Genomic DNA, 19427 nt, shown 5'->3' on the forward strand with positions numbered 1-19427 from the left:
AAGACCGAGAGTTCGAGACAGTGAGAAAGTGTGTGTGAGGGGAAGGGGCGTCAGTCGGGGACCGTCAGTTCACCGTCCGAGGAGTGAGCGAGCCGCAGTTCAATCAGACGCCGGGGCGGCGACGGCCCGCTTCGCCTCCCTGACGAGGTCGGTCGCCGTCTCGAACAGCGACTCCATCTCGGATTCGATGCCGGCCTCGGCGGTGACGCGCACGAGCGGCTGCGTCCCGCTGGCGCGCACGAGGAACCAGCCGGCGTCGACGTCGACGCGGACGCCGTCGACGGTGGAGACGTTCGCGTACCGGTCGGCGACGCGGTCGGCGACGTGCGCGACGAGATCGTGTTTCGCGTCGGTCTCGATGTTCGCGCGGCGCAGGGGGACGGTCTCGACTTGGGCCGCCAGGTCGTCGAGCGGCCCCCGTCGCGCGACCAGCTCGGCCAGCTTCGCCGCGGCGAGCGGGCCGTCCGGACAGCGGGCCAGCTCCGGCCAGATCCACGCCCCGCTGGGCTCGCCGCCGAAGACTACGTCGGTCTCGCGGGTCCGCTCGGCGACGTAGCCGTCGCCGACCCGCGTGTGGACCGTCGAGGCGCCGATCGCCTCCAGCGTCGTGTCGACGGCGATGCTGGTGTCGATCGGGACGGCGACGCGGTCGCCGGCGGCGGCGATGTCGCGCGCGAACAGCGCCAGGAGTACGTCGCCGGAGGGGAACTCCCCCGACCCTGTCGCCGCGCGCATCCGGTCGGCGTCGCCGTCGTGGGCGATCCCGAGGTCGGCGTCGGTCGCGGCGACGACCTCCCGCAGCGTCCCGCAGTTGTCCGCGGTCGGCTCGCTGGGTCGGCTCGGGAACGAGCCGTCGGGTTCGGCCGCGAGCGTCCGGACGGTACAGCCGAGATCCCGGAGGATCGTCGCGGTGATCCGGCCGCTGCCGTTGCCCACGTCGAGGACCACGTCGAGCCCGATATCTCCGTCGACAGCGTCCACGACGGCGTCGACGTGGCGCGAGCGCGCGCGTCGGCTCCGCATGCGGCTACCGTACTCGTTCCAGCCGACGAGGTCGAACGCGTTCTCGCGGATCCGCTCGGCGACGGCGTCCTGTGCGGTGCCGACGTAGGCGGCGCCGTCGTCGGTCCACAGCTTCAGGCCGTTGTCGGAGGCGGGGTTGTGCGAGGCGGTGACGGCGATCCCCGCGTCGGCGCCGTACCACTCGACGGCCCGCGCGACCGTCGGCGTCGGTACCTCACCCAGCGAGACGGCGTCGGCGCCGCACTCGCGCAGCCCGGCGGTCGCCGCGTCGACGAGCGCGGGCCCGGTCGATCGGGGGTCGCGACCGATCACGACCCGTCTCGCGCCCTCGGAGGCGACGGCCCGACCCACGTCGAGCGCGACCGACGCGGTGACCTCCTCGCCCACGGTTCCCCTGATACCGCTCGTTCCGAACATACGATCGGTACGCGCGACGGCCCGAGTTTGTTACAACCCGACTATCGGGGTACCGATCGGCTACCCGTCCGAGCCGGGAGGCGCCTCGGAGTCCGCGTCGGACGGTCCCGTCCGACGGCCGCCGTCGGATTCGATGGTCGAACCCGACTTCCGCGACACCTGAGACCCGTTCGACTCCGTGTCCCCGGCGACCGACGGGAGGACGTCCGGCCCCGATTCGACCGGTCCCCCGGTCGGTCCCCCACGGTCGGGAAACAGCACGTCGTCCAGGTGGTCGTTCTCGCTGATGTCCATCGCCATCGCCCCGACGAGCGCGCACGCGCCGACGACGAACAGCAGCGCGGAGACCAGCCCGGCGACGCCGACAGTCGACGCCGCGGCGGACCCGGCACCGACGAGACCGGCCACCGACGCCAGCGACGCGAACAGCCCGACCGCGCCGAGCGCGCTCGCGCCGGCGCCGACGCCGTACGCGACGACGAGCGGGTGGAAGTCGTACACGAGGTAGTTCGTCCGCAAGCGCCACAGGAAGTTGCGAAGCAACATCCACGACACCCGCGGGACGTACGTCCGGTAGCGGATGTGACTCTCCTCGTCGCCGTAGATGATCGGGTTCGGGAGGTCGACGACCCGCAGCCGGGCCACGTTGAGCTTCACGAGCAGATCGTTGCAGTAGCCGTAGAACTCGTACATCCCCTCGATGTCGGCCTCGTGGAGGGCGCGCCGTGAGATGGCCGTGTACCCGCTCTGGGGATCGCCGGTCGACCAGTAGCCGCTCGCGATCTTCGTCAGCGCGCCCAGCATCGCGTTCCCGACGAACCGGAGCCGCGGCATGTCCCCGCGGTCGCGTCGCCCGACGAACCGGTTGCCCTTGACGTAGTCCGCCTCGCCGTCGACGATCGGGTCGAACAGCGTCCCGAGCACGTCCGGGTCCATCTGTCCGTCGCCGCCCATCACGGCGGTCGCGGCGATGTCGTCGTCGCGCGCGTGGAGGTAGCCGGTCTTGATCGCGCCGCCGACGCCCCTGTTCTCCTCGTGACGAATGGCGACGATCCGCTCGTCGAAGGGGCCGTCGGTTCGCGTCGATTCGTCGGTTCCGCGGGCGCCGTCGGGTCGTTCGGGACGACTCTCTTGCCTATCTGAGCTATTGTGCCTATCGTGCTTTCGGTTCCGTTCGGACCGGCCCCGTCGGTCGGATCGGGCGCGGTCCAGCGCGACCGCGCGCTGGATCTCCGTCCAGGTGTCGTCGGTGGAGGCGTCGTCGACGACGTAGATCCGATCGACGAACGCGGGGACCGTCACGATCGTCTCGCGGACGAACGGTTCCTCGTTGTACGCCGGGATGACAACCCCGACCGTCTGTCCTCGATACATTGTGTAGGTAACCGTGACCGCCGGCTGGTGACAGCAAGCGACGCATCGGATTTTGTTACCCATACCCTGCACCGTGAACCGGGGATCGCACCGCCGATCGTCGACGACAGAGATGGGGGTTGGGGGAGCGAAACCGATCCATAACAAAGCCGGATCTGCCGGGAATTGGGGTGTAATGGGAACGTACTCCGAACCGGCGGTGTCTCGAGTGGTGGTCATCGTTCTCCTTCTCGTGGCCGCGCCCGCCGTGGGGCCGCTCGCGGACACCGCGCGGGCGGCCGCCGGCGACGATCAGACGTTCGCCGTCGCGCAGGGGGACTCGTGTTACGCCGTGGCGACACACGAGAACGGCTCACGGAACGTCACGGCGTTCTACGACTATCGGAACCCGTACCCGTCGATCACGGGGCGTCCGGCGGCGTCGACGTACAGCTCGTACGGCACCGATCGGTTCCAGCGAACAGGGACGAGCGCCCTCCTGTTTTACGCCGGGCCAGACGACACAAGCATGGTGGTCGTCCACGGTCGTCGGGGCGACGAGGCCGGCGGAAGTACGGTGAACTACCGGATCAGCGGGCTCCCGGACGGGTCGTGGGCGGTGCGCGACGACGAGTACCCGCTCATGGACGACGAGTGGGACATCGGCGCATCGACGACCTCGGTCGACTGGAAGTGGGCGGACAACCGCACCGATGGCGGCGCCTACCGCGGCTTCGACTCGCTGTCGGGGACGACCGTGATCGACCCACGGTACAACGAGCGCGCGCCGTCGTGGGGAGACTGGGGGTACTCGGGGAGCGAGGAGAACCGGATAACCGACTGGGTGCTCTACGGCGGCGACGGTGCCGAGCACTCGCTCGCGCTCGACCGCCGGGTGTTCATCCACGCCGGCGGCTGCGTCGACGCCAACGTGAGCGCGTCGCTGCGGGCGCCGAGCGACGCCCCGGCCGGCGAGAACGTCACCCTCGACGCGAGCGGCACGAGCGCCGCGGGGACGGTCGCGGGCTACGAGTGGGACTTCGACGCCGACGGCGATGTCGACGCCGTCACCGAGGGGCCGACCGTGCGTCACGCGTTCGAGGAGGAGCGCGAACACACCGTCCGCGTGACGCCGTTCGACACGTACGGGAACGGCGACACCGCCGAGACGACGTTCGTCGTCGGCGAGCCGTACGCCCCGGACGCGACGCTTTCGGCGTCGCCGTCGACGGTCACGGTGAACCAGTCGCTCACGCTCGACGCGAGCGAGTCGACGGACAACGGGACGATCGTCCGCTACGACTGGGATCTCGACGGCGACGGCACGATCGACGCGAACACGACCGAACCGACGCTCACCACCGCCTTCGAGTCGGCCGGCGACCGGGAGGTGACCGTCACCGCCGTCGACGACACGAACCAGACCGGAAGCGCGTCCGTGACGGTCGACGTGACGCCCGACCGGCCGCCGAGCGCGTCGCTGACGGGACCGGAGGACGTCGCGGTCGGCGAGGACCTCACCCTCGATGCGAGCGAGTCGACCGACGACCGAGGGGTCGTCCGCTACGAGTGGGACATCGACGGGGACGGAACGGTCGACGCGAACACGACCGAGCCGACGTATTCGTTCGCCTACGAGGACGCCGGGACCGTCGACGCGACCGTCACCGCCGTCGACGAGCAGGGACAGACGGGTACCGCGACGACCACCGTGCGCGTGGGCGTCACCGCGTCGTTGTCGGCACCCGCGGAGTCGCTGGTGACGCGACCCGTCACCCTCGACGCGAGCGAGTCGACGATAGACGGAGACGACGCGATCTACCGCTGGGACCCCGACGGCGACGGAGATGTCGACGCGAACACCACCGAGCCGACGCTGGCACACGCGTACAACGAGACGGGAAGCTACACCCCGCGCGTCGTCGTGAGCGACGGGGAGAACATCACGGACGAGGCGACCGCGAGCGTCGCGGTCGAGGCCCAGGCGGCCCTCACGGTGCCCGAATCGGTCGTCGTCGGTGAGTCGGTCACGCTCGACGCCGGCGGGAGCGCCGTCGGCGGGTCGAACGTCACCTACGAGTGGGACCTCGACGGCGACGGCGAGTTCGAGACGAGCGCGAGCGCGTCGCCGACGATCTCACACGCGTACAACGAGTCGGGAACGTACACGCCGGGGGTTCGCGTGACCAGCGACGCCGGCGAGACGCTGACGGCGAGCGCGAGCGTCTCCGTCGAGGAACCGAACCCGTCCATCGATGCCGACGCGACCGAGGTCGAGGCGGAGCGGTCGGTCGCGTTCGACGCGGACGCGGGCGTCGGGGACGGCTCCTCCGTCGGGTTCAGATGGGAGTTCGGCGACGGAACGACTGCTGACGGGCGGTCCGTCGAACACGCCTACGCCGAATCGGGGCGGTACACGGTGACGCTGAGCGTGCTGATGGGCGGAAGCGCGATCGCGAGCACGGACCTGCCGGTGAACGTCACCGAGGCGCCGGAGGATCCCGGTGGCGGCAGTTCGGGCGGTTCCTCCGGCGGTAACTCGGGCGGGTCGTCCAGTGGGCCCCCCGGCGGCAACACGGGCGGGAGTTCCGGAGGCGACCCCGGCGGGAACGCCGGCGGTAGCTCCGGAGGGTCCGCCGAGGGTAGCTCCGACGAGACCTCGGACGGCGACGCCGGGAGCGAGCCGGCGGCCGACCTCGAGCCGGAGTACACGAACGTGACGGCGACGGTCAACGACACGGACCTCGTGACCGGCGACACCCTCGTCGCGACGGCGACGGTGAGCAACGTCGGGAACGGCTCCGGGACCAAGACGATCGAGTTCGAGGTCGACGGCGAACAGGTCGATTCCCGGCAGTTCACCCTCGAACCCAACCAGAGCCGGACCGTCCGGTTCACCTGGACGTTCGAGGAGCCCGACGTGTACTCGGTCGAGATCGACCGGAGCGAGCGGTTCCTGATCAACGTGACGCCGCCGCAGCCGAACGTCTCGGTCGCCGAGTTGAACGCGAACCCCGACGAGATCGACGCCGGCGAGGAGATCAGGTTCACGGCGGTGGTGCGCAACGACGGGCGCGCGGCCGGGTCGGAGGTGGTCGCGCTCCGGCTGTTCAACGAGACCGTCGCCACGGAAAACGTGACCGTCCAGCCTGGCACGAGCACACGGGTGACGTTCACCAGGCGGATCGTCGCCGCGGGCGAGTACAACGCCAGTGTCGGGGACCGGACGGTCGCGTTCGCCGTCCGCCCCACGACCACGGCGACCGAAGGTCACGGGACCGCCACCGGCAGCAGCACCCTGACGAACGCGCCGGGGTTCGGGCCGCTCGCGGCGACGGTGGCGATCGCCGGCGCCGCCGCGCTGCTGGCCCGCCGGCGCCGCCGTACCCGGTGACGGCGAGCCGGGGAGGCGTTCGGCAGGCGAAGTACCTGGACAGCACGCGACTCTTCGACGACCGCACCGTGTCGCCGGCGGTCGGTCCCGTCCTGTCGGTCGCCATCACGGTGCCCTTGCGACAATGATCGGGTCGTTCGTCCTGGAGCCGGGAGTGGCATCCTCCCCGTGCAAAGACGGGGGTCCCCGTACCGCAGTCGGGATAGTTGCCGGTCTACGACACCACGCGTTCTCTCGTAGAAACCGTCCCGCTCCGGCGGTCGAACAAGGATGTCGATGGCTGTGCCACAGGTAGCGTTCAGATACACTGGTTCCATGCGAAGGCGAACGACTGGAGCCAGTTTTCGGCGGCGTTCGCGTCGGCGTGGCTGAACGGGTTGAGAACTGGTTAGTTCAGCGTTTTAGTTCGCGGAAGACACGTTCGGCGCTACTCCGATCGCCATGGTGCTCGTATCCGTACTCGAGGTCGTGTCGGTGGAGAGCTGCGTGCAGCCACGCTGCAGGACCGACGAGAACGACCGCATCATCGACGGGATGGTCCTCGCGGGGTTCAGAACGGACCACCTCGGTGAGCGCTCGCGTTCTCGTCGGAGCAAGCCTGAGGTGGAGCAAACGGTTCGTGTCGGGACCAACCGCTCCAGAATCGCTCGTCGTTCAGCTGGATCACGGGGTCGTCTACCGCGACGTGATCCGGGTCGGCCCCATCGATCGGCCGTAGATCTGCCTGTTGCACTCGATCGAGACTGTTGAACGGCACCGATCGGCGCCCAATATATCGAGAATCGAGACGGTATCCGAACGTGAGCGCCCAGACAGACGGAGTCGGATACCGAGCGTCATCGCGGACTCGGGTGTCGCCTCCCGCTCGGGAAACTCTACCTCGAGGCAGTCGCCCTCCGATGAGGCGGGCGATTTCGAGCGTTGACCACCCAACGTTCGCTCCGTCCGCCTCGTGACCCGTACCTGAACACCGTCCGTTGAATATCCTGCCTTCCATCGACGGTAGTTCGTGTCGGAGTTGTCGGATTCACTCCCGCCGTTAACGGCGGGACTCTCTCCTCGACGGAACATAGCCGAAAATCGGAATCGCGAGTGGAGGGCCGGAAGCGTCAGCAGGAGTTGTCGCGTACGTCGTTCCCCTCGACACCCAGGCGGACCTGCATGTCGCGGTTGGCGTTGCGACACACGGTGTTGTTGTGGACGTCGTTATCGGTCGAACCCCGGATGTCGAAGCCGTCGTCTCCGTTGTCCCGGAGGACGTTGCGCGCGACGACGTTGCTGTCCGCCTCGCGGAGGAAGACGCCGTCGTCGACGTTGTCGTGCGCGACGTTCGAGATCACCCTGTTGTCGACGCCGCTGTCGAGGTCGAGGCCGTCGTCGCCGTTGCCCGCGAGCGTGTTGTTCGTCAGGACGTTCCCGGACCCGAACACGTAGACGCCGTCGTTGGCGTTGTCGACGAGGCGGTTCTCCGCCACGGTCGTCTGGCCCGTGGACGCGAGCGCGATGCCGTCGTCGGTGCTGCCGGAGACGTTGTTCCCGACGACGGTCCCGTCGGAGGCGTTGAGGAGGCGGATCCCGTCGGTCGCGCCGGAGACGACGTTACCAGAGATCCGGCTCCCGTTCTGTCCACGGACGAACACCCCCTCGTAGCGGTTGGCCGCGATCCGGTTGTCGGCGACGACGACCGACGCCCGGTCGGGGGCGGCATCCGTCGGGGCGAACAGCCCGCCGAGGCCGTCGTACCCGCCGCCGCCGAGCAGCGGCAGCAGCCAGGAGGGAACGTCCGGAGTGCGCTCGATCGGGTCGGAGTCGTCCGCGACGGCGACGCCCATCCCGCCGTTGTTCACGATGGCGCTCTCGCGGACCGTCGTCGTCTCCGACCGCCGAACCGACACGCCGTCGCCGGTGTTGTTCACGAGGCGCATCCGCTCGACGGTCGTGGTCTCGCTTTCGAGCACGGCGATCGCGTGGCCGCCGGACGCGACGACGCTCCCGTTGGCGACGGTGACGCTCGCGGAGTCGCGGATCCGGACGCCGTCGGCGCTCGCGTTCTCGACGGCCACGCCCTCGACGGTCACGTCCGCGGCGTCGACGACCGTGACGCCGCGCCACCAGTCGACCGCGTCGAAGCCCTCGACGTGGACGCCGGTCGCGCCGTCGACGACGATCGCCGAGCCGGTTGCGTTCTCGCCGACCACCGCGTGGCCCGCACCCAACAACCGCACGTCGTCGGCCGTCACCGTGAAGCAGTCCCCGTCGGTCGACCGCACGTCGCGATCGAGGACGTACGTGCCGGCGTCATCGAGGGTGGCACAGTGGTCGAGATAGGTGACGCCGTCCGGTCCCGCGTTGATCGTCCCGGACGCCTGCGTCGTCGCCACTGCTGCCGCCGGCATCGCCGTCGCGACGACCATCGCCGTGACGAGCGCGATAACGACGCGCCGTCGGGTCTCACTCCGCCAGTCTGGTCTCATATCCATGACGTACCCAGGCGGTAGACTCCTATTGTAACCGACAAGCTTCCATTACCAGCCCGCCATCGAGGTGGGCAAGAACGGACCCGATCGGCGGTTCCAGCGCCGGCACTGTCCAGTATCGGGGTCGTAACAAAGCGTGTACCGGGTCATCGGCACACCACTCGATGCACAGTGGCCGACGGGGAGGGAGCGACAGCGACGGATTGGGGCGGTGTGAACGGACGCGTACCGCACGACTCGACGATCGGGGGGAGTGACCCGTGTGGCCCTGGGATCACATGGCGATCGCGTACCTCGCGTACTCGGGATACGCCCACGTTCGAGGGCGCCAGCCGTCCGCAACGACCGCCCTCGTGGTAGTAGTAGCCGCGGTCGTGCCCGACGTGATCGACAAGCCGTTGTCGTGGTGGCTCGCCGTCTTCCCGTCCGGCCGGTCGCTCGGTCACTCGGCATTCACGGCCGTGGGCGTCGTCGCGATCACTGGCGCCGTCCAACGGCGCGTCGGCCCGGTCGGTCTCACCCCCGCGGTCGCCATCGGGTACGTCTCACACCTCCTCGGCGACGTGGCGTATCCACTGCTGGTTAAGGACACGCTTAGCGTCGAGTTCCTACTGTGGCCGCTGGTGCCCGCTGTGAACGACCCCACACCGCCACCGTTCACGTACGTGTCCGAGCTGTTCGCTGCCTATCTCGGATACCTCTCGACGCCTGCGGGAGCGACGTATCTGGTACTGGATCTCGTTCTCCTGCTCGGAACCGCGACACTGTGGATCCGAGATGGCGCTCCCGGGGCCAGATGGATCCGGGAGTGGACTACCGACTCAGACGGGCAGTGATACGTGTTACCTACTGCCGTAAGAGGCTGCCGACGAAGGCACCCAACGCGAGGCCGCGGGACGCGTCTCGGTCGTGTCCTCGGAACACTCGCGACAGCGTCACGTCTCGCGACTAACGACTACATAACAATCCACGGAACGGAACAAATCGACTCCATGGGATCGATCCATCCGTCACGGGTCACGTTCGGCGAGGTGTGGAGGGATGAGTGACAGCGGTGGTGGCCGGCGCGGCGGGAAGGGCGACCGCAACCGGATCCCGGTCGACGTGGTTCTCAGCGCCATCTACGCCGTTCTCGTCGGTGCCGTCGCTCTTACGGGGTCGATACGAGGGCCCGCAATGGTCGTCCTGGCCGGGCCTCTCGTGTTGTTTCTTCCGGGGTATGCGCTGCTGTCGGTCTTGGTTCCGGGATCGGCTAACTCGAGCGGAGACGCCGTGTCCGACCCGCCGCTCGGTAGCGTAACGATCGGGTGGTTCGAGCGAGCCTCGCTATCCGTTGGACTCAGTGTCGCCGTTCTCCCCATTCTCGTGGTTCTGCTGGCTGCGCTCGGGTACCAACCGACACGAACGACTGTCTCCGTGACGCTGGTGGGGTTCGTCGTTCTGGCGTCGGCGCTCGGCGCGGCTCGGCGGCTCGCACTCCCGGAGGAGAATCGCTACGGGCTCCCGGTCGACCGGTGGCTGCGTGAATTGCGGACGTTCGCCGGGTCACCACGAGCAACGCGAGTCGACAAGTTCGGGGCCGTCGTGCTCGGCGTGCTGGTGGTACTCGCGCTGGCAGGGATGTCGGTGGGACTCGCCGCCCCTCCGGACGGAGAGTCCTACACAGAGGTCGCGCTGTTGACACCGAGCGAAGACGGGCCGGTCGCCGCGGGGTATCCCGACGCCGTCGCGAACGACGAACCACTCGAGCTGGTGTTGTCGATCGAGAACGACCTCGGTCGCCCAACGGCGTACGAGTACGTCGTCGTCTTGGATCGCGTGTCTTCGTCGGCGGACGGCACCGAGATGACGGTGCTCGAGCGGGACGCTCTCGAACGGGGGAACGTGAGCCTCGCGGACGACGAGACGGCGACCCGAACGCTGTCGTTGGTGCCGTCGATGCTCGGTAGCGACCTCCGACTGAGCGTGTTCGTGTACGAGGAAGCGGCGCCGGAGTTCCCGTCACGCACCACCGCGGACGAACACCTGTACATCTGGGTCGACGTCGAGGACAGTGGATAACGACGAGACACAGCCACGGCGGGAGGATACGAGTGAAGACGTGGCCCGCCTGGAGTTCTCGGAGGACAGACGAAGACGGGGCGCGGCGAGAGACGAGAACGGAGCAAGCGAGGGGGATCTGGCCGCCAGTCAAGTGACGGAGACGGACACGAGCGGTGTGTTCGACGCGTTATCCGAGAGTTCAGCGGGAGAGGTGGTTCGATCAGTCGGTACCGCGCTGTTTCGACGCGTTCGGTCGCTGCAACTGCCACTGTTGTTCGCGAGAGATCGCTACGCGAGGGCGGTCGTCCGACTTCGGACGGTCGCTAACTCCGTCCGGTACGCTGCACCGCCCGAGCCGTACCGGCTGATCGACGTCGACCCGGCGGCGATCACCTCCGTCAGGCAATTCAATCGGTCGAAGTACGTCCAAGCAGCGGTCGTCGAAGACGGCGACTGGGCTACCCCTCAGTGCAAGTTCACCGACCTCGATGTGTACCAAGCCTATCGTGCGCACTTCCGCGACGGGGTCGACTGGGCAGATACGTCGTTCTACCGGCGGGTCGTCGACGAGATCGAAGCCGGATCTGTGTTGTGGAACTGCCACAGCGAGGCGGACTTCCGCGAACGGTGTGCGGGAGTCGACAAGCTGTACGAGCGCATCGAGACCGACGGGTATCGGACGCAAGCGGAGTTACTCGAGGAGGAACCTGACCCCATCGACCTCGGCAGGGAGTCTCGACTGCTCACCGAGCGCATGAAAGACGAGATCGCCGTCCACATCGCCGACGACGGCGAGATCCTGTTCGCGGACGGCCGCAATCGACTGTCGATCCTCAAACTACTCGACACGGGGGCGGTTCCGGTTCGGGTCCTCAAGCGCCACGCGGACTGGCAACGTGTACGTGACGCGTACGTCCGCGGCGAAGCGTGGACTCACGCGTACGACGATCACCCGGATATCAGCTATCTTCGGTTCGACAGCGTCACGTGACGATGTGAGCGAGAGCCGACGACGCGTTATCGCGCGAGCCGCTGTCGGCTGGCTAACTCGGCGATCCCGGTGTGAAGGTCGACGCTCGGCTCGAAGCCGAGCAGCCGACGTGCCTTCGAGATGTCCGCACGGCTACGTTCCACGTCGCCCGGTCGGGGGTCGACGTGGTTGATCCCTGCAGTGGCGCCGGTCACGTCGGCGATCAGCTCCGCGAGTTCCCGGATCGTGACGCTGTCGCCGGTGCCGATGTTGAACGCCTCGCCGACGTGTTCGGTCGTTGCGGCCGCGAGGTTCGCCCGGACCACGTCGGCGACGTGGACGAAATCACGCGTCTGGGAGCCGTCACCCTCGACGGTGATCGGCTGGCCCGAGCGCGCCTGTTCGAGGAACGTGCTCACGACGCCCGCGTAGCTGCCCGTCGACTGGCCGGGGCCGTACACGTTGAAGTACCGGAGCGAAACCGTCTCCAGCCCGTATCGTTCGTGATACACGCGTGCGTAGTGGTCGATCGCGAGCTTGTCGGTCGCATACGGGGAGGTCGGACGGGTCGGGTGCGACTCGTCGACCGGGACCGTCTCCGGGTCGCCGTAGATGGCGACGCTGGAGGCGAGTACGACCCGCGCGTCGACGGCGCGTGCGGCTTCGAGGACCGCGAGCGTGCCGGCGACGTTCACCCGATTGCTCTCAACCGGGCGCTCGACCGACTTCGGGACGCTGACCAGCCCGGCCTCGTGGAACACGAGGTCGACGCCGTCGATCGCGTCCTGCAACAGCCCCTCGTCGAGGAGATCGCCCTCGTACAGCGTCGCATCCGCCGGAACGTTGCCCGGCTGGCCGGTCGAACAGTCGTCGAGCACGCGGACCTCGTTGTCGCGGACGAGCGCTCGTGCGAGATGGCTTCCCACGAACCCGGCACCCCCGGTGACCAGCACCGTGCGTCCGGTGATGTCGGCGTCGATCGCCGCCGTCTCCGTCTCCCTGCCGTTGACAGTATCCATGGATTGTGGGTACCCAGCGGCCGGGTTTGTTATAGAGCGGCAAACAACCCGGAGGCAAACTCGTCGCTGACCGCGGTTATTATCCCAACGGCGGTCGGGAATCCTCGGGCTTTGGCGCGGGGAGGATGTCAACCGATCAGCCGGGTGACCTCGTTCGGGTCGAGCAGGCCACCGGCGATAGATAACACGGCCCACGTCGCCGCCCCGAGTACGACGGCCCCGATCAGCGTCGGGACCCCGGACACGTAGGGGAGCGTCAGCCAGACGACGATGGACATGACGATGGTGACCGCAACCGCGGCCCCGGAGACGCCGACGAGATCGCGGGGGTTCAGCGGGAGTTCCTGATGGATGATGTATACGTTGGCGAACGTGTAGAAGCTGAACGTGATCACGGTGGCGACCGCGGCGCCGACCACGCCCATGAGTGGGATGAGGATCAGATTGAGCACGACGTTGCCAAGTGCCATGACCGTCTTCACGATCGCCCGAGAGCGTGCTCGCCCGAGGTAATCCAGTCCGTCGCTGGTCACCTTGTTGATCGCGTTGACGAGGATGAACAGGCCGAAGACTTGGACGACCGGGGCGGCGCCGTCGTATCCGGAGCCGAATACGTATCGGACCATCGGTTCGGCCACGAGGATCAACCCAGCAACGGCGGGGATGTACGCCAGGAGGACGTATCGGAGCGTCGTCTGGTAGATCCGTGCAGCCCTGGCCTCGCTCCCTTTGGACCGTTGTTCGCTCAGGGCCGGCGAGATCGTGTACCCGAGCGAGGACGCCGGCATCGACACGAAATCGGAGATGGCCTTCCCGATCGTATAGAATCCGACGGCGGTCATGTCGACGAGGACGCCGACGAGCACGGTGTCGACCTTCTTGTCGATGACGTTCGCGCTCCGGGTCGCCGTGAGCGGCACGCTGTACTCTAGGATCCGACGGGAGACGGACGCGTCCGGGTCGACGTCGGGTTCGTACGTCGAGTAGAAGCGCCGGTAGAGGACGACGCCTCCGATGAGAACGCCTAACGCCAGTCCTGCGACGTAGCCGAACAGCGCGCCTGCCACGCCGTACCCTAGCCAGACGAACAGCGTGACGAACAGTAGCCGGGAGACCCCCGAGATAACTCCGACGACGCCGCTCCACTCGACGCTGTTGAACGCCTGGAACAGCTGCCGAGTGTACGCCGACAACGCGGTGGCGGCGATGAACAGCGCGCCGACCCCGAGCACCGGCACGAGCGAGGGGACGCCGAACCGCGTGGCGACCTCATTGCCGAAGAGGGCAGTTCCCCCAGCGATGAGCAGTGTGAAAAACAGGAGGAACCCGAGCGACCTGACGATGACGTGCGGCACCATCCCCGGCCGCTGCTCGGCGAACTCCGTGACGTATCGGGCCGCCGACTTCGGAAGCCCCAGCGTCGCGAGGATCGCGAGGCCGCCGAGCACCGACAGCGCGAAGTTCAACTCGCCGTACTGCTCGGGAGTCAACAGCACACGCGTCAACAGCAGGAGGAGGCCGGCTTTCGCCAGCATCGTGACCAGGTTGGCCGCGAAGATCGCCTGGATCCCGCGGCTCAGTCGTTTCGCTAGATCCATTCAGTCCGTGCCTCCATCGTCGGACGGAGGTTCGGCCGAGTCGGACGAGAAGTAGTACAAGGAGAACCCGGAGCTCGTCCGTATCCGGTTGACCGCCGGTGTCGTCTCCAACTGTTCGAACCCCTGCTGTGAGTAGCGGAGTTCATCGTAGAGGACGACCTCGCGCTCGTAGTCCGCCTGGGTGATGCCGAGGTACCGCGGCTCGTCGTATGTCGACCTGTACGCCCCCCCGTTGAACACGTCTGGCGTGATTCTGTCGCTGTACCCGGGGAAATCCAGTGTCGTGCGGGCGCGCTGGGACCCGTAGTAGTAGTCGACGTACCGTTCAGGCCCGCCACGCAATCCCGTGAACTCGATCCCCTCACCTCGGTGCTCGAACGAGGCCGTGTACCCGTCGAGTTGACTCTCGGTGACGTGGGAAGTCGGCTGATACATGTACGGTGACGTATGGTACCCCATCACAGCGACGGGAGACAGCACCAACAACAACACGAGCGCGAGCGCCCGTCCGGTACCCGGTTTGACCGACGCGTCGAGGCGGTCGACAGCGAGGGAGATCCCGGTGGCACCTAACACGGTGATAAACACCATGATGAACCCCTGATACCGCAAGTACATGTCGCCGGCACCGATCGCGAATACGAGCAGGAAAACCAGGAACGGCGGAACCAGCGCCACCGTCAGATACCGCACCGAGGTGTCGGTGAGGCGCCGCTCAACCCGCCCGAGGAGCACAGCGAACACGAGCAAAGCGGCGATAAGCGAGAGGACTGCCCCGGCAAGGAACAGCCTCGTCGACAGCGTAAGCAGGCTGCCGCCCAACGCGGTCAGGGAGGTGGATTTCGCCGCGACCACAGTCCCAGCGGCCGTCTCGCCGGTGAAGAAACTGCCGAGCGTGAAACGTATCGTTCCGACCGCGCGCTCGAACCGTGGCACCCACAGGAGGAACAACACAGCGACGATCACGGCCTGGACGCCGAGCCAGCGGTGGCCGGTAAATGCCGAGCCGGGGCGAAGCCAACTGAGGACCGATTGCACCACGGCGATCGCCGCCAGCACCAGCGCGACGTTGAGCGCCTGCTGAGGGTGGTACAACACGAGTGCACCGGAAACGACCACCAACAAGACGCCGGTCGCCGTCGGGCCGCTCCGCCATCCGCCGTCGGTGATCGCGCGCGAGGAGGACGGCGTGTCCTCGTCCACCGGGGACACGACGGAGTCGGTATCGAGCCTGTACGTGTATGCAAGCGTGACCAGAATCGCCAACGGAACGAACAGGATCGCCTGACTGGTGGGGTGGGCGACCGGGTGGACGCTGATGTTGTTGATCGGGACGAACAGCGCCGCGGCGGCGAGCCCGACGCTGTACGCCCACGGCGTACCGGCGATCAGCCTCACGATCAGCGGGACAGTGACCAGGAACACCAGCGGGAAGACGACGAGCGTCACGTACAGCATCGCCTGGGCGAGCGGAACGCCGGTCAGCGTGGCAACGGCGACCGTGAACGTGTGGATTCCTGGATACAGGAGATCCGTCGCCGGGAGGGAACCGGCGGCGATCTCGCGAGCCCAGCCGAGATGCGTGAGCGAGTCGCCGGCGCCGTAGAAGCGGTAGCCACGAAGGATCGGCATCGCGGTGAGCGTAAGAGCTGACAGACCGATGAGTCCGAGGCTCGCGTGGTGGATCCGGCTCTCGGGCCGTGTCGACAGCGCGATGAACAGCCCGGCCACGGCGGCAACGCCAAAGGCGACCCAAACTGCCACAGGCGTTTCGGCGTACAGCGACAGCTCGTAGGCGGTGGCTGGCGCGTTGTGTGCCGCCACCACGGCGCCGAGCAGCCCCGCGTACCCGATCGCGAGCCCGATTCCGGCCAAGCGGCGTTTCGTTGCGGACATTACAGACATCACCGAGTAGCGGAGGTCTGGCGCCTCCGTGAATAGTTATGAAGTGGGTACGGTTCGACGTGGGGGTCGGCGCGAACACGGACTCGAAGGCGAGCGGTCACGAGAGCACCTCCTCGTACACGGCCAGCAGTCGAGCGCCAGTCTCCTCGGCCGACACCTCCTCGGCGGCCGCCCGGCCGTCCGAGCGTTCGCCTGCGCGGAGCGCCGCGACGACGCCGTCGACGAGTTGCGCGTCGCTGCGGGCGACTCGCGAGTGGGCGACGCCGTCGAGCCGCTCGGGCACGTCGCCCACGTCGGTGGAGACGACCGGGAGGTTGCACGCCAGCGCTTCCTTCACGGCGTTGGGCGAGCCCTCGTGTCGAGAGGTGAGCAGCAACACGTCCGCGGCGTTCATGTACACCGGCATCCGCTCGTGGGGCTCGCCGGTGACGGTGTGGAAGGCGACCTCCCCGTCGAGGCGGTCGCGGACGCGGTCGACGACGCGCTCGGCGCGCGGGTAGTCCTTCACCCCGCGTGCGGGCGGGTACGGGAACAGCACGTGGTCGGCGTCGGCGTCCCATCCCAGCTCGGCGCGGGCGTCGTCCGTCGGCATCGGCTCGAACAGGTCGAGGTCGACGCCGTGGGGGATGACGTGACACGGGCGATCCAGCGCCGCGGCCATTCGGTCGGACATCACGACGACCTCGTCCGCGCGACGGGCGCACGCCTTCGTGATCGGGCCGTACCTGCCCATCAGATCCGTCCCCCACAGCGACAGCACCACCGGGAGCCGAAGCTGCGCGAGCGCGTGCGGCGCCGTCAGCCCGTAGTTCGCGTGAACGAGATCGAACCCCCCGAACGAGCGTCGCACGACCTGCGGGAGAAACCTGAGGTAGTCGACCGCGGACCGCTCGTTCGTCGAGCCGTCGTCGTAGGTGTGGTCGCCGGGGACGGTCAGCGTGGTCTCCTCGACGCCCATATCCGTGAGCGTGTCCCGCTGTTTTCGAAAGAAGCGCGCGCGTTCGTTGGTGACCAGGTTGAGCACCCGCATCAGGTCACCTGCTCACGAGCCGGTAGGCGGTCTTGGCGGCGCGCATTCCAGCGCCCTCGGACTCGACGGTGTAGTACGCCACGAGGTCCGCCCCGAACTTGCTCTTGTACCGGCAGAGTCGCTCGGTGTTGGCGCCCATCAGGTCGTACGTGTCGACCGATCCGAGGGGTTCGTCGGCGGCGATGTCGCGGACGATCCGCCAGTGGAGCGCGCTGTTGACCGTCGTTCCCTCCAGGGTCGCGACCGCGCCCCCGAGCCAGAAGTACGCGGCGTCGTTGGAGTACAACACGAGGATCCCGCTGACGAAGTCGCCGTCGGCGTCGCGGACGACGTACGGGCGACAGCGGTCGACCGCCGAGAGCGCGTCGGTGAGGTCGCGCACGTACGGCCACGTCATCGTGAAGCCGCGGTCCTGCTCGGCGTAGCGGTCGCGCGCCTGCTCGTAGATCCGACGCACGTCCTCGCGGTCGCCGACCTCGAACGAGCAGTCCACGTCCTCGGCGTCGCGGATCTCCCGCCGGAGACTCTTCGAGAAGGACTTCAGTATCGCGTCGGTGTCCCCGTCGACCGGGAGGTGGTAGGTGAACGTCGGCTCGACCGACAGCGACGACCACCCGAACGGGCGCGGGTCCGCGTAGCTGGTCGGACAGACCATCCGGAACAGCGTCGTCGACGCGTCGACGTCGACCTCCTCCAGCAGCCCCTCGGCGAACCGGCCGTTGACGCGTTCGCGCTTGCGCTGTTTGGGGCTGGTCGGCATGACGAGCGGCCCGAGCCGGGGGATCCCGAACCCGGGCGGCGGCGACAACGCGGCGGTGCCGAACGCCTGCTCGCGAACGAACACCGGCGCGAGGCCGATCGCCTGTTCGCCCTTGTACCCGCCGTAGAGTCGCAGTTCCCCCCTCGCGTGCGCGTCGAGCGTTTCGAGCGCCTCGGGCGTGTGGAACACCTCGAACCCATCGTCCGGGAGTGCCTCGTCCCACTCCGCCAGTGAGAGCCGTCGGATATCCATGTACGGAGACGGGGGGTCGAGCGGGGGATTGTTATACGGAGGGTACCACCGGAGACGACGGCGATCCGTCGGGACGGAGCGAGGCAGCGAACGGCGACACGGGCGGGCAACGACGGGTGTGCAGGCGGGCGGTGTTCGGTCGCTACCGTCCCTCGGACGGGTCTCGCGCCGTCGAGTCGGCCGTCGTCCTCGTCGCCGCGGAGGTGGCCGCCGCCGCGACGCTCCCCGTCCCGTCGGCGCCACCAAGATCCGTCTCCTCGTAGAACTGTCCGGGCGACCCGACCCACGCGCCGAGCTCCTGAGCCCGGCGGATCAGCTTCCGATAGATCCGATCGTAGCCCGGGAACTCGTCGGGGGCGAAGTGGCGCAGGTGCCACAGCACGCTCATCACCGCGCCCTCCTCGCGTGCTTCCTCCAGGAGGGCCTCGCAGACGGCCCACGCGGCGTCGAAGTCCTCGCCGGGGTCCGGGATCGACTGCTCCATGATCGTCAGCGGGAACACGACGAACCCGTCGTCGTCGCCGAACGGGCGCCTGATCCCGTGCCCGTGATGAAAGCCGGGCTCGGCGCTCGTCCCGAGGCTACAGTCGTAACGCAGTCCGAGCGCGCGCTGGTGTTCCCACGTGTCGGGCGTCTTGAGGTTGAGGTAGTGCTGGCGGCCGCCGGCGACCGCGTGGCCGACGACCGACTCGACCGTCTCCTTCTCGGCGCGCATTCGCTCGCGGTCGTCGAACGACTCGTAGGAGCCGTGGAGACCGATCTCCCAGCCGCCGTCGTCGAGCGCGCGGAACGCGTCGCGTATCTCGGGCGACGTGGGATCGTACCGGCCGGCGAACAGCTGCCAGCCCTCCATCGTCAGCCACTCCGCGGCCGGGCGGTCGCGGAACAGCCGCTGTTCGTCGAGCATGTAACACGCCGAGCGAACGCCGAGGTCGTCCTCGAGCGCCATCAGCTCCTCGAAGCGCCAGTAGGGGTTGACGCCGGGGATCAGCGTCGAGAGGTGGTACGCGCGGCGGTCGGACTCGGTCGCCGCGTAGTACACCGACTGGTACGTCTTGTACGGGCGGTCGATGTCGTGGGTGAGCAGGAGGCTGAACTCGTGGCCGTCGGGGACGGGGCGCTCCTCGGGGGGCTCGCGGCCGCCGGGCCACGTGATGTCGTCGTTGCCGGGGAGGAACGACGGTCG

13 protein-coding genes and 1 pseudogene are annotated in these 19427 nt (G+C 67.9%); 4 read left to right on the forward strand and 10 right to left on the reverse strand.

Going from position 1 to position 19427, the window contains the following annotated elements; all coding sequences use genetic code 11:
* Nucleotides 1–99: 99 nt before the first annotated feature.
* Together glmM and K6T36_RS17320 are read right to left on the reverse strand one after the other, a co-directional pair.
* Nucleotides 100–1440 (reverse strand): phosphoglucosamine mutase, encoded by a 1341-nt coding sequence (gene glmM / locus K6T36_RS17315; RefSeq protein ID WP_222923704.1) that lies wholly within the window; start codon nucleotides 1438–1440, stop codon nucleotides 100–102.
* Nucleotides 1441–1500: 60 nt separating this feature from the next.
* Complete coding sequence (locus tag K6T36_RS17320; RefSeq protein ID WP_222923705.1) at nucleotides 1501–2814, reverse strand: glycosyltransferase; 1314 nt, start codon at nucleotides 2812–2814, stop codon at nucleotides 1501–1503.
* Between the two features lie 175 nt (nucleotides 2815–2989).
* On the opposite strand from K6T36_RS17320, the gene K6T36_RS17325 reads away from it, so the two are divergent.
* Nucleotides 2990–6187 carry a PKD domain-containing protein gene (locus K6T36_RS17325; protein WP_222923706.1) on the forward strand — a complete coding sequence of 1066 codons (3198 nt, stop codon included), beginning with the start codon at nucleotides 2990–2992 and terminating at the stop codon, nucleotides 6185–6187.
* 298 nt (nucleotides 6188–6485) lie between these two features.
* Here the strand turns inward: K6T36_RS17325 and K6T36_RS17330 are convergent.
* Both K6T36_RS17330 and K6T36_RS17335 read right to left on the reverse strand, forming a co-directional pair.
* A pseudogene (locus tag K6T36_RS17330) lies at nucleotides 6486–7120 on the reverse strand (IS6 family transposase).
* A 176-nt stretch (nucleotides 7121–7296) separates the two neighbouring features.
* On the reverse strand, nucleotides 7297–8667 hold the full coding sequence (locus K6T36_RS17335) for a right-handed parallel beta-helix repeat-containing protein (protein WP_222923707.1): 1371 nt from the start codon (nucleotides 8665–8667) through the stop codon (nucleotides 7297–7299).
* Between the two features lie 275 nt (nucleotides 8668–8942).
* On the opposite strand from K6T36_RS17335, the gene K6T36_RS17340 reads away from it, so the two are divergent.
* The 3 genes from K6T36_RS17340 to K6T36_RS17350 all read left to right on the forward strand — a co-directional run bounded on the left by K6T36_RS17340 (nucleotide 8943) and on the right by K6T36_RS17350 (nucleotide 11698).
* Entirely contained in the window at nucleotides 8943–9500 is a 558-nt protein-coding gene (locus K6T36_RS17340; protein WP_222923708.1) for a metal-dependent hydrolase, read from the forward strand.
* 205 nt (nucleotides 9501–9705) lie between these two features.
* The gene (locus tag K6T36_RS17345) at nucleotides 9706–10725 is read left to right on the forward strand and encodes a DUF1616 domain-containing protein (protein ID WP_222923709.1); all 1020 of its coding nucleotides are present in this window, start codon (nucleotides 9706–9708) and stop codon (nucleotides 10723–10725) included.
* Nucleotides 10718–11698, forward strand: coding sequence for a hypothetical protein (locus K6T36_RS17350; protein ID WP_222923710.1), 981 nt, complete (start codon nucleotides 10718–10720; stop codon nucleotides 11696–11698). The genes K6T36_RS17345 and K6T36_RS17350 overlap by 8 nt, the downstream gene beginning before the upstream one ends.
* 26 nt (nucleotides 11699–11724) lie before the next feature.
* Here K6T36_RS17350 and K6T36_RS17355 read toward each other — a convergent pair whose 3' ends face one another.
* The 6 genes from K6T36_RS17355 to K6T36_RS17380 all read right to left on the reverse strand — a co-directional run bounded on the left by K6T36_RS17355 (nucleotide 11725) and on the right by K6T36_RS17380 (nucleotide 19397).
* Nucleotides 11725–12696, reverse strand: coding sequence for an NAD-dependent epimerase/dehydratase family protein (locus K6T36_RS17355; RefSeq protein WP_222923711.1), 972 nt, complete (start codon nucleotides 12694–12696; stop codon nucleotides 11725–11727).
* 128 nt (nucleotides 12697–12824) lie between these two features.
* Complete coding sequence (locus K6T36_RS17360) at nucleotides 12825–14294, reverse strand: flippase (RefSeq protein ID WP_222923712.1); 1470 nt, start codon at nucleotides 14292–14294, stop codon at nucleotides 12825–12827.
* Entirely contained in the window at nucleotides 14295–16190 is a 1896-nt protein-coding gene (locus K6T36_RS17365; protein WP_222923713.1) for a hypothetical protein, read from the reverse strand. It abuts the gene before it with no gap.
* Between the two features lie 106 nt (nucleotides 16191–16296).
* Nucleotides 16297–17229 carry a glycosyltransferase gene (locus K6T36_RS17370; protein ID WP_222923714.1) on the reverse strand — a complete coding sequence of 311 codons (933 nt, stop codon included), beginning with the start codon at nucleotides 17227–17229 and terminating at the stop codon, nucleotides 16297–16299.
* A gap of 4 nt (nucleotides 17230–17233) precedes the next feature.
* Nucleotides 17234–18241, reverse strand: coding sequence for a GNAT family N-acetyltransferase (locus K6T36_RS17375; protein WP_222923715.1), 1008 nt, complete (start codon nucleotides 18239–18241; stop codon nucleotides 17234–17236).
* A 142-nt stretch (nucleotides 18242–18383) separates the two neighbouring features.
* The gene (locus K6T36_RS17380) at nucleotides 18384–19397 is read right to left on the reverse strand and encodes a polysaccharide deacetylase family protein (RefSeq protein ID WP_390182346.1); all 1014 of its coding nucleotides are present in this window, start codon (nucleotides 19395–19397) and stop codon (nucleotides 18384–18386) included.
* Nucleotides 19398–19427: the final 30 nt, after the last annotated feature.

This window comes from Halobaculum roseum (genome assembly GCF_019880245.1).
Lineage (GTDB): Archaea > Halobacteriota > Halobacteria > Halobacteriales > Haloferacaceae > Halobaculum > Halobaculum roseum.

What these genes read in the sequence shown, in the direction of transcription:
- K6T36_RS17325 (WP_222923706.1), top strand. Translation starts at nt 2,990, where the DNA reads ATGGGAACGTACTCCGAACCGGCGGTGTCTCGAGTGGTGGTCATCGTT.
- K6T36_RS17355 (WP_222923711.1), bottom strand. Translation starts at nt 12,696, where the DNA reads ATGGATACTGTCAACGGCAGGGAGACGGAGACGGCGGCGATCGACGCC.
- K6T36_RS17345 (WP_222923709.1), top strand. Translation starts at nt 9,706, where the DNA reads ATGAGTGACAGCGGTGGTGGCCGGCGCGGCGGGAAGGGCGACCGCAAC.
- K6T36_RS17360 (WP_222923712.1), bottom strand. Translation starts at nt 14,294, where the DNA reads ATGGATCTAGCGAAACGACTGAGCCGCGGGATCCAGGCGATCTTCGCG.
- K6T36_RS17375 (WP_222923715.1), bottom strand. Translation starts at nt 18,241, where the DNA reads ATGGATATCCGACGGCTCTCACTGGCGGAGTGGGACGAGGCACTCCCG.
- K6T36_RS17335 (WP_222923707.1), bottom strand. Translation starts at nt 8,667, where the DNA reads ATGGATATGAGACCAGACTGGCGGAGTGAGACCCGACGGCGCGTCGTT.
- K6T36_RS17340 (WP_222923708.1), top strand. Translation starts at nt 8,943, where the DNA reads ATGGCGATCGCGTACCTCGCGTACTCGGGATACGCCCACGTTCGAGGG.
- K6T36_RS17320 (WP_222923705.1), bottom strand. Translation starts at nt 2,814, where the DNA reads ATGTATCGAGGACAGACGGTCGGGGTTGTCATCCCGGCGTACAACGAG.
- glmM (WP_222923704.1), bottom strand. Translation starts at nt 1,440, where the DNA reads ATGTTCGGAACGAGCGGTATCAGGGGAACCGTGGGCGAGGAGGTCACC.
- K6T36_RS17365 (WP_222923713.1), bottom strand. Translation starts at nt 16,190, where the DNA reads ATGTCCGCAACGAAACGCCGCTTGGCCGGAATCGGGCTCGCGATCGGG.
- K6T36_RS17370 (WP_222923714.1), bottom strand. Translation starts at nt 17,229, where the DNA reads ATGCGGGTGCTCAACCTGGTCACCAACGAACGCGCGCGCTTCTTTCGA.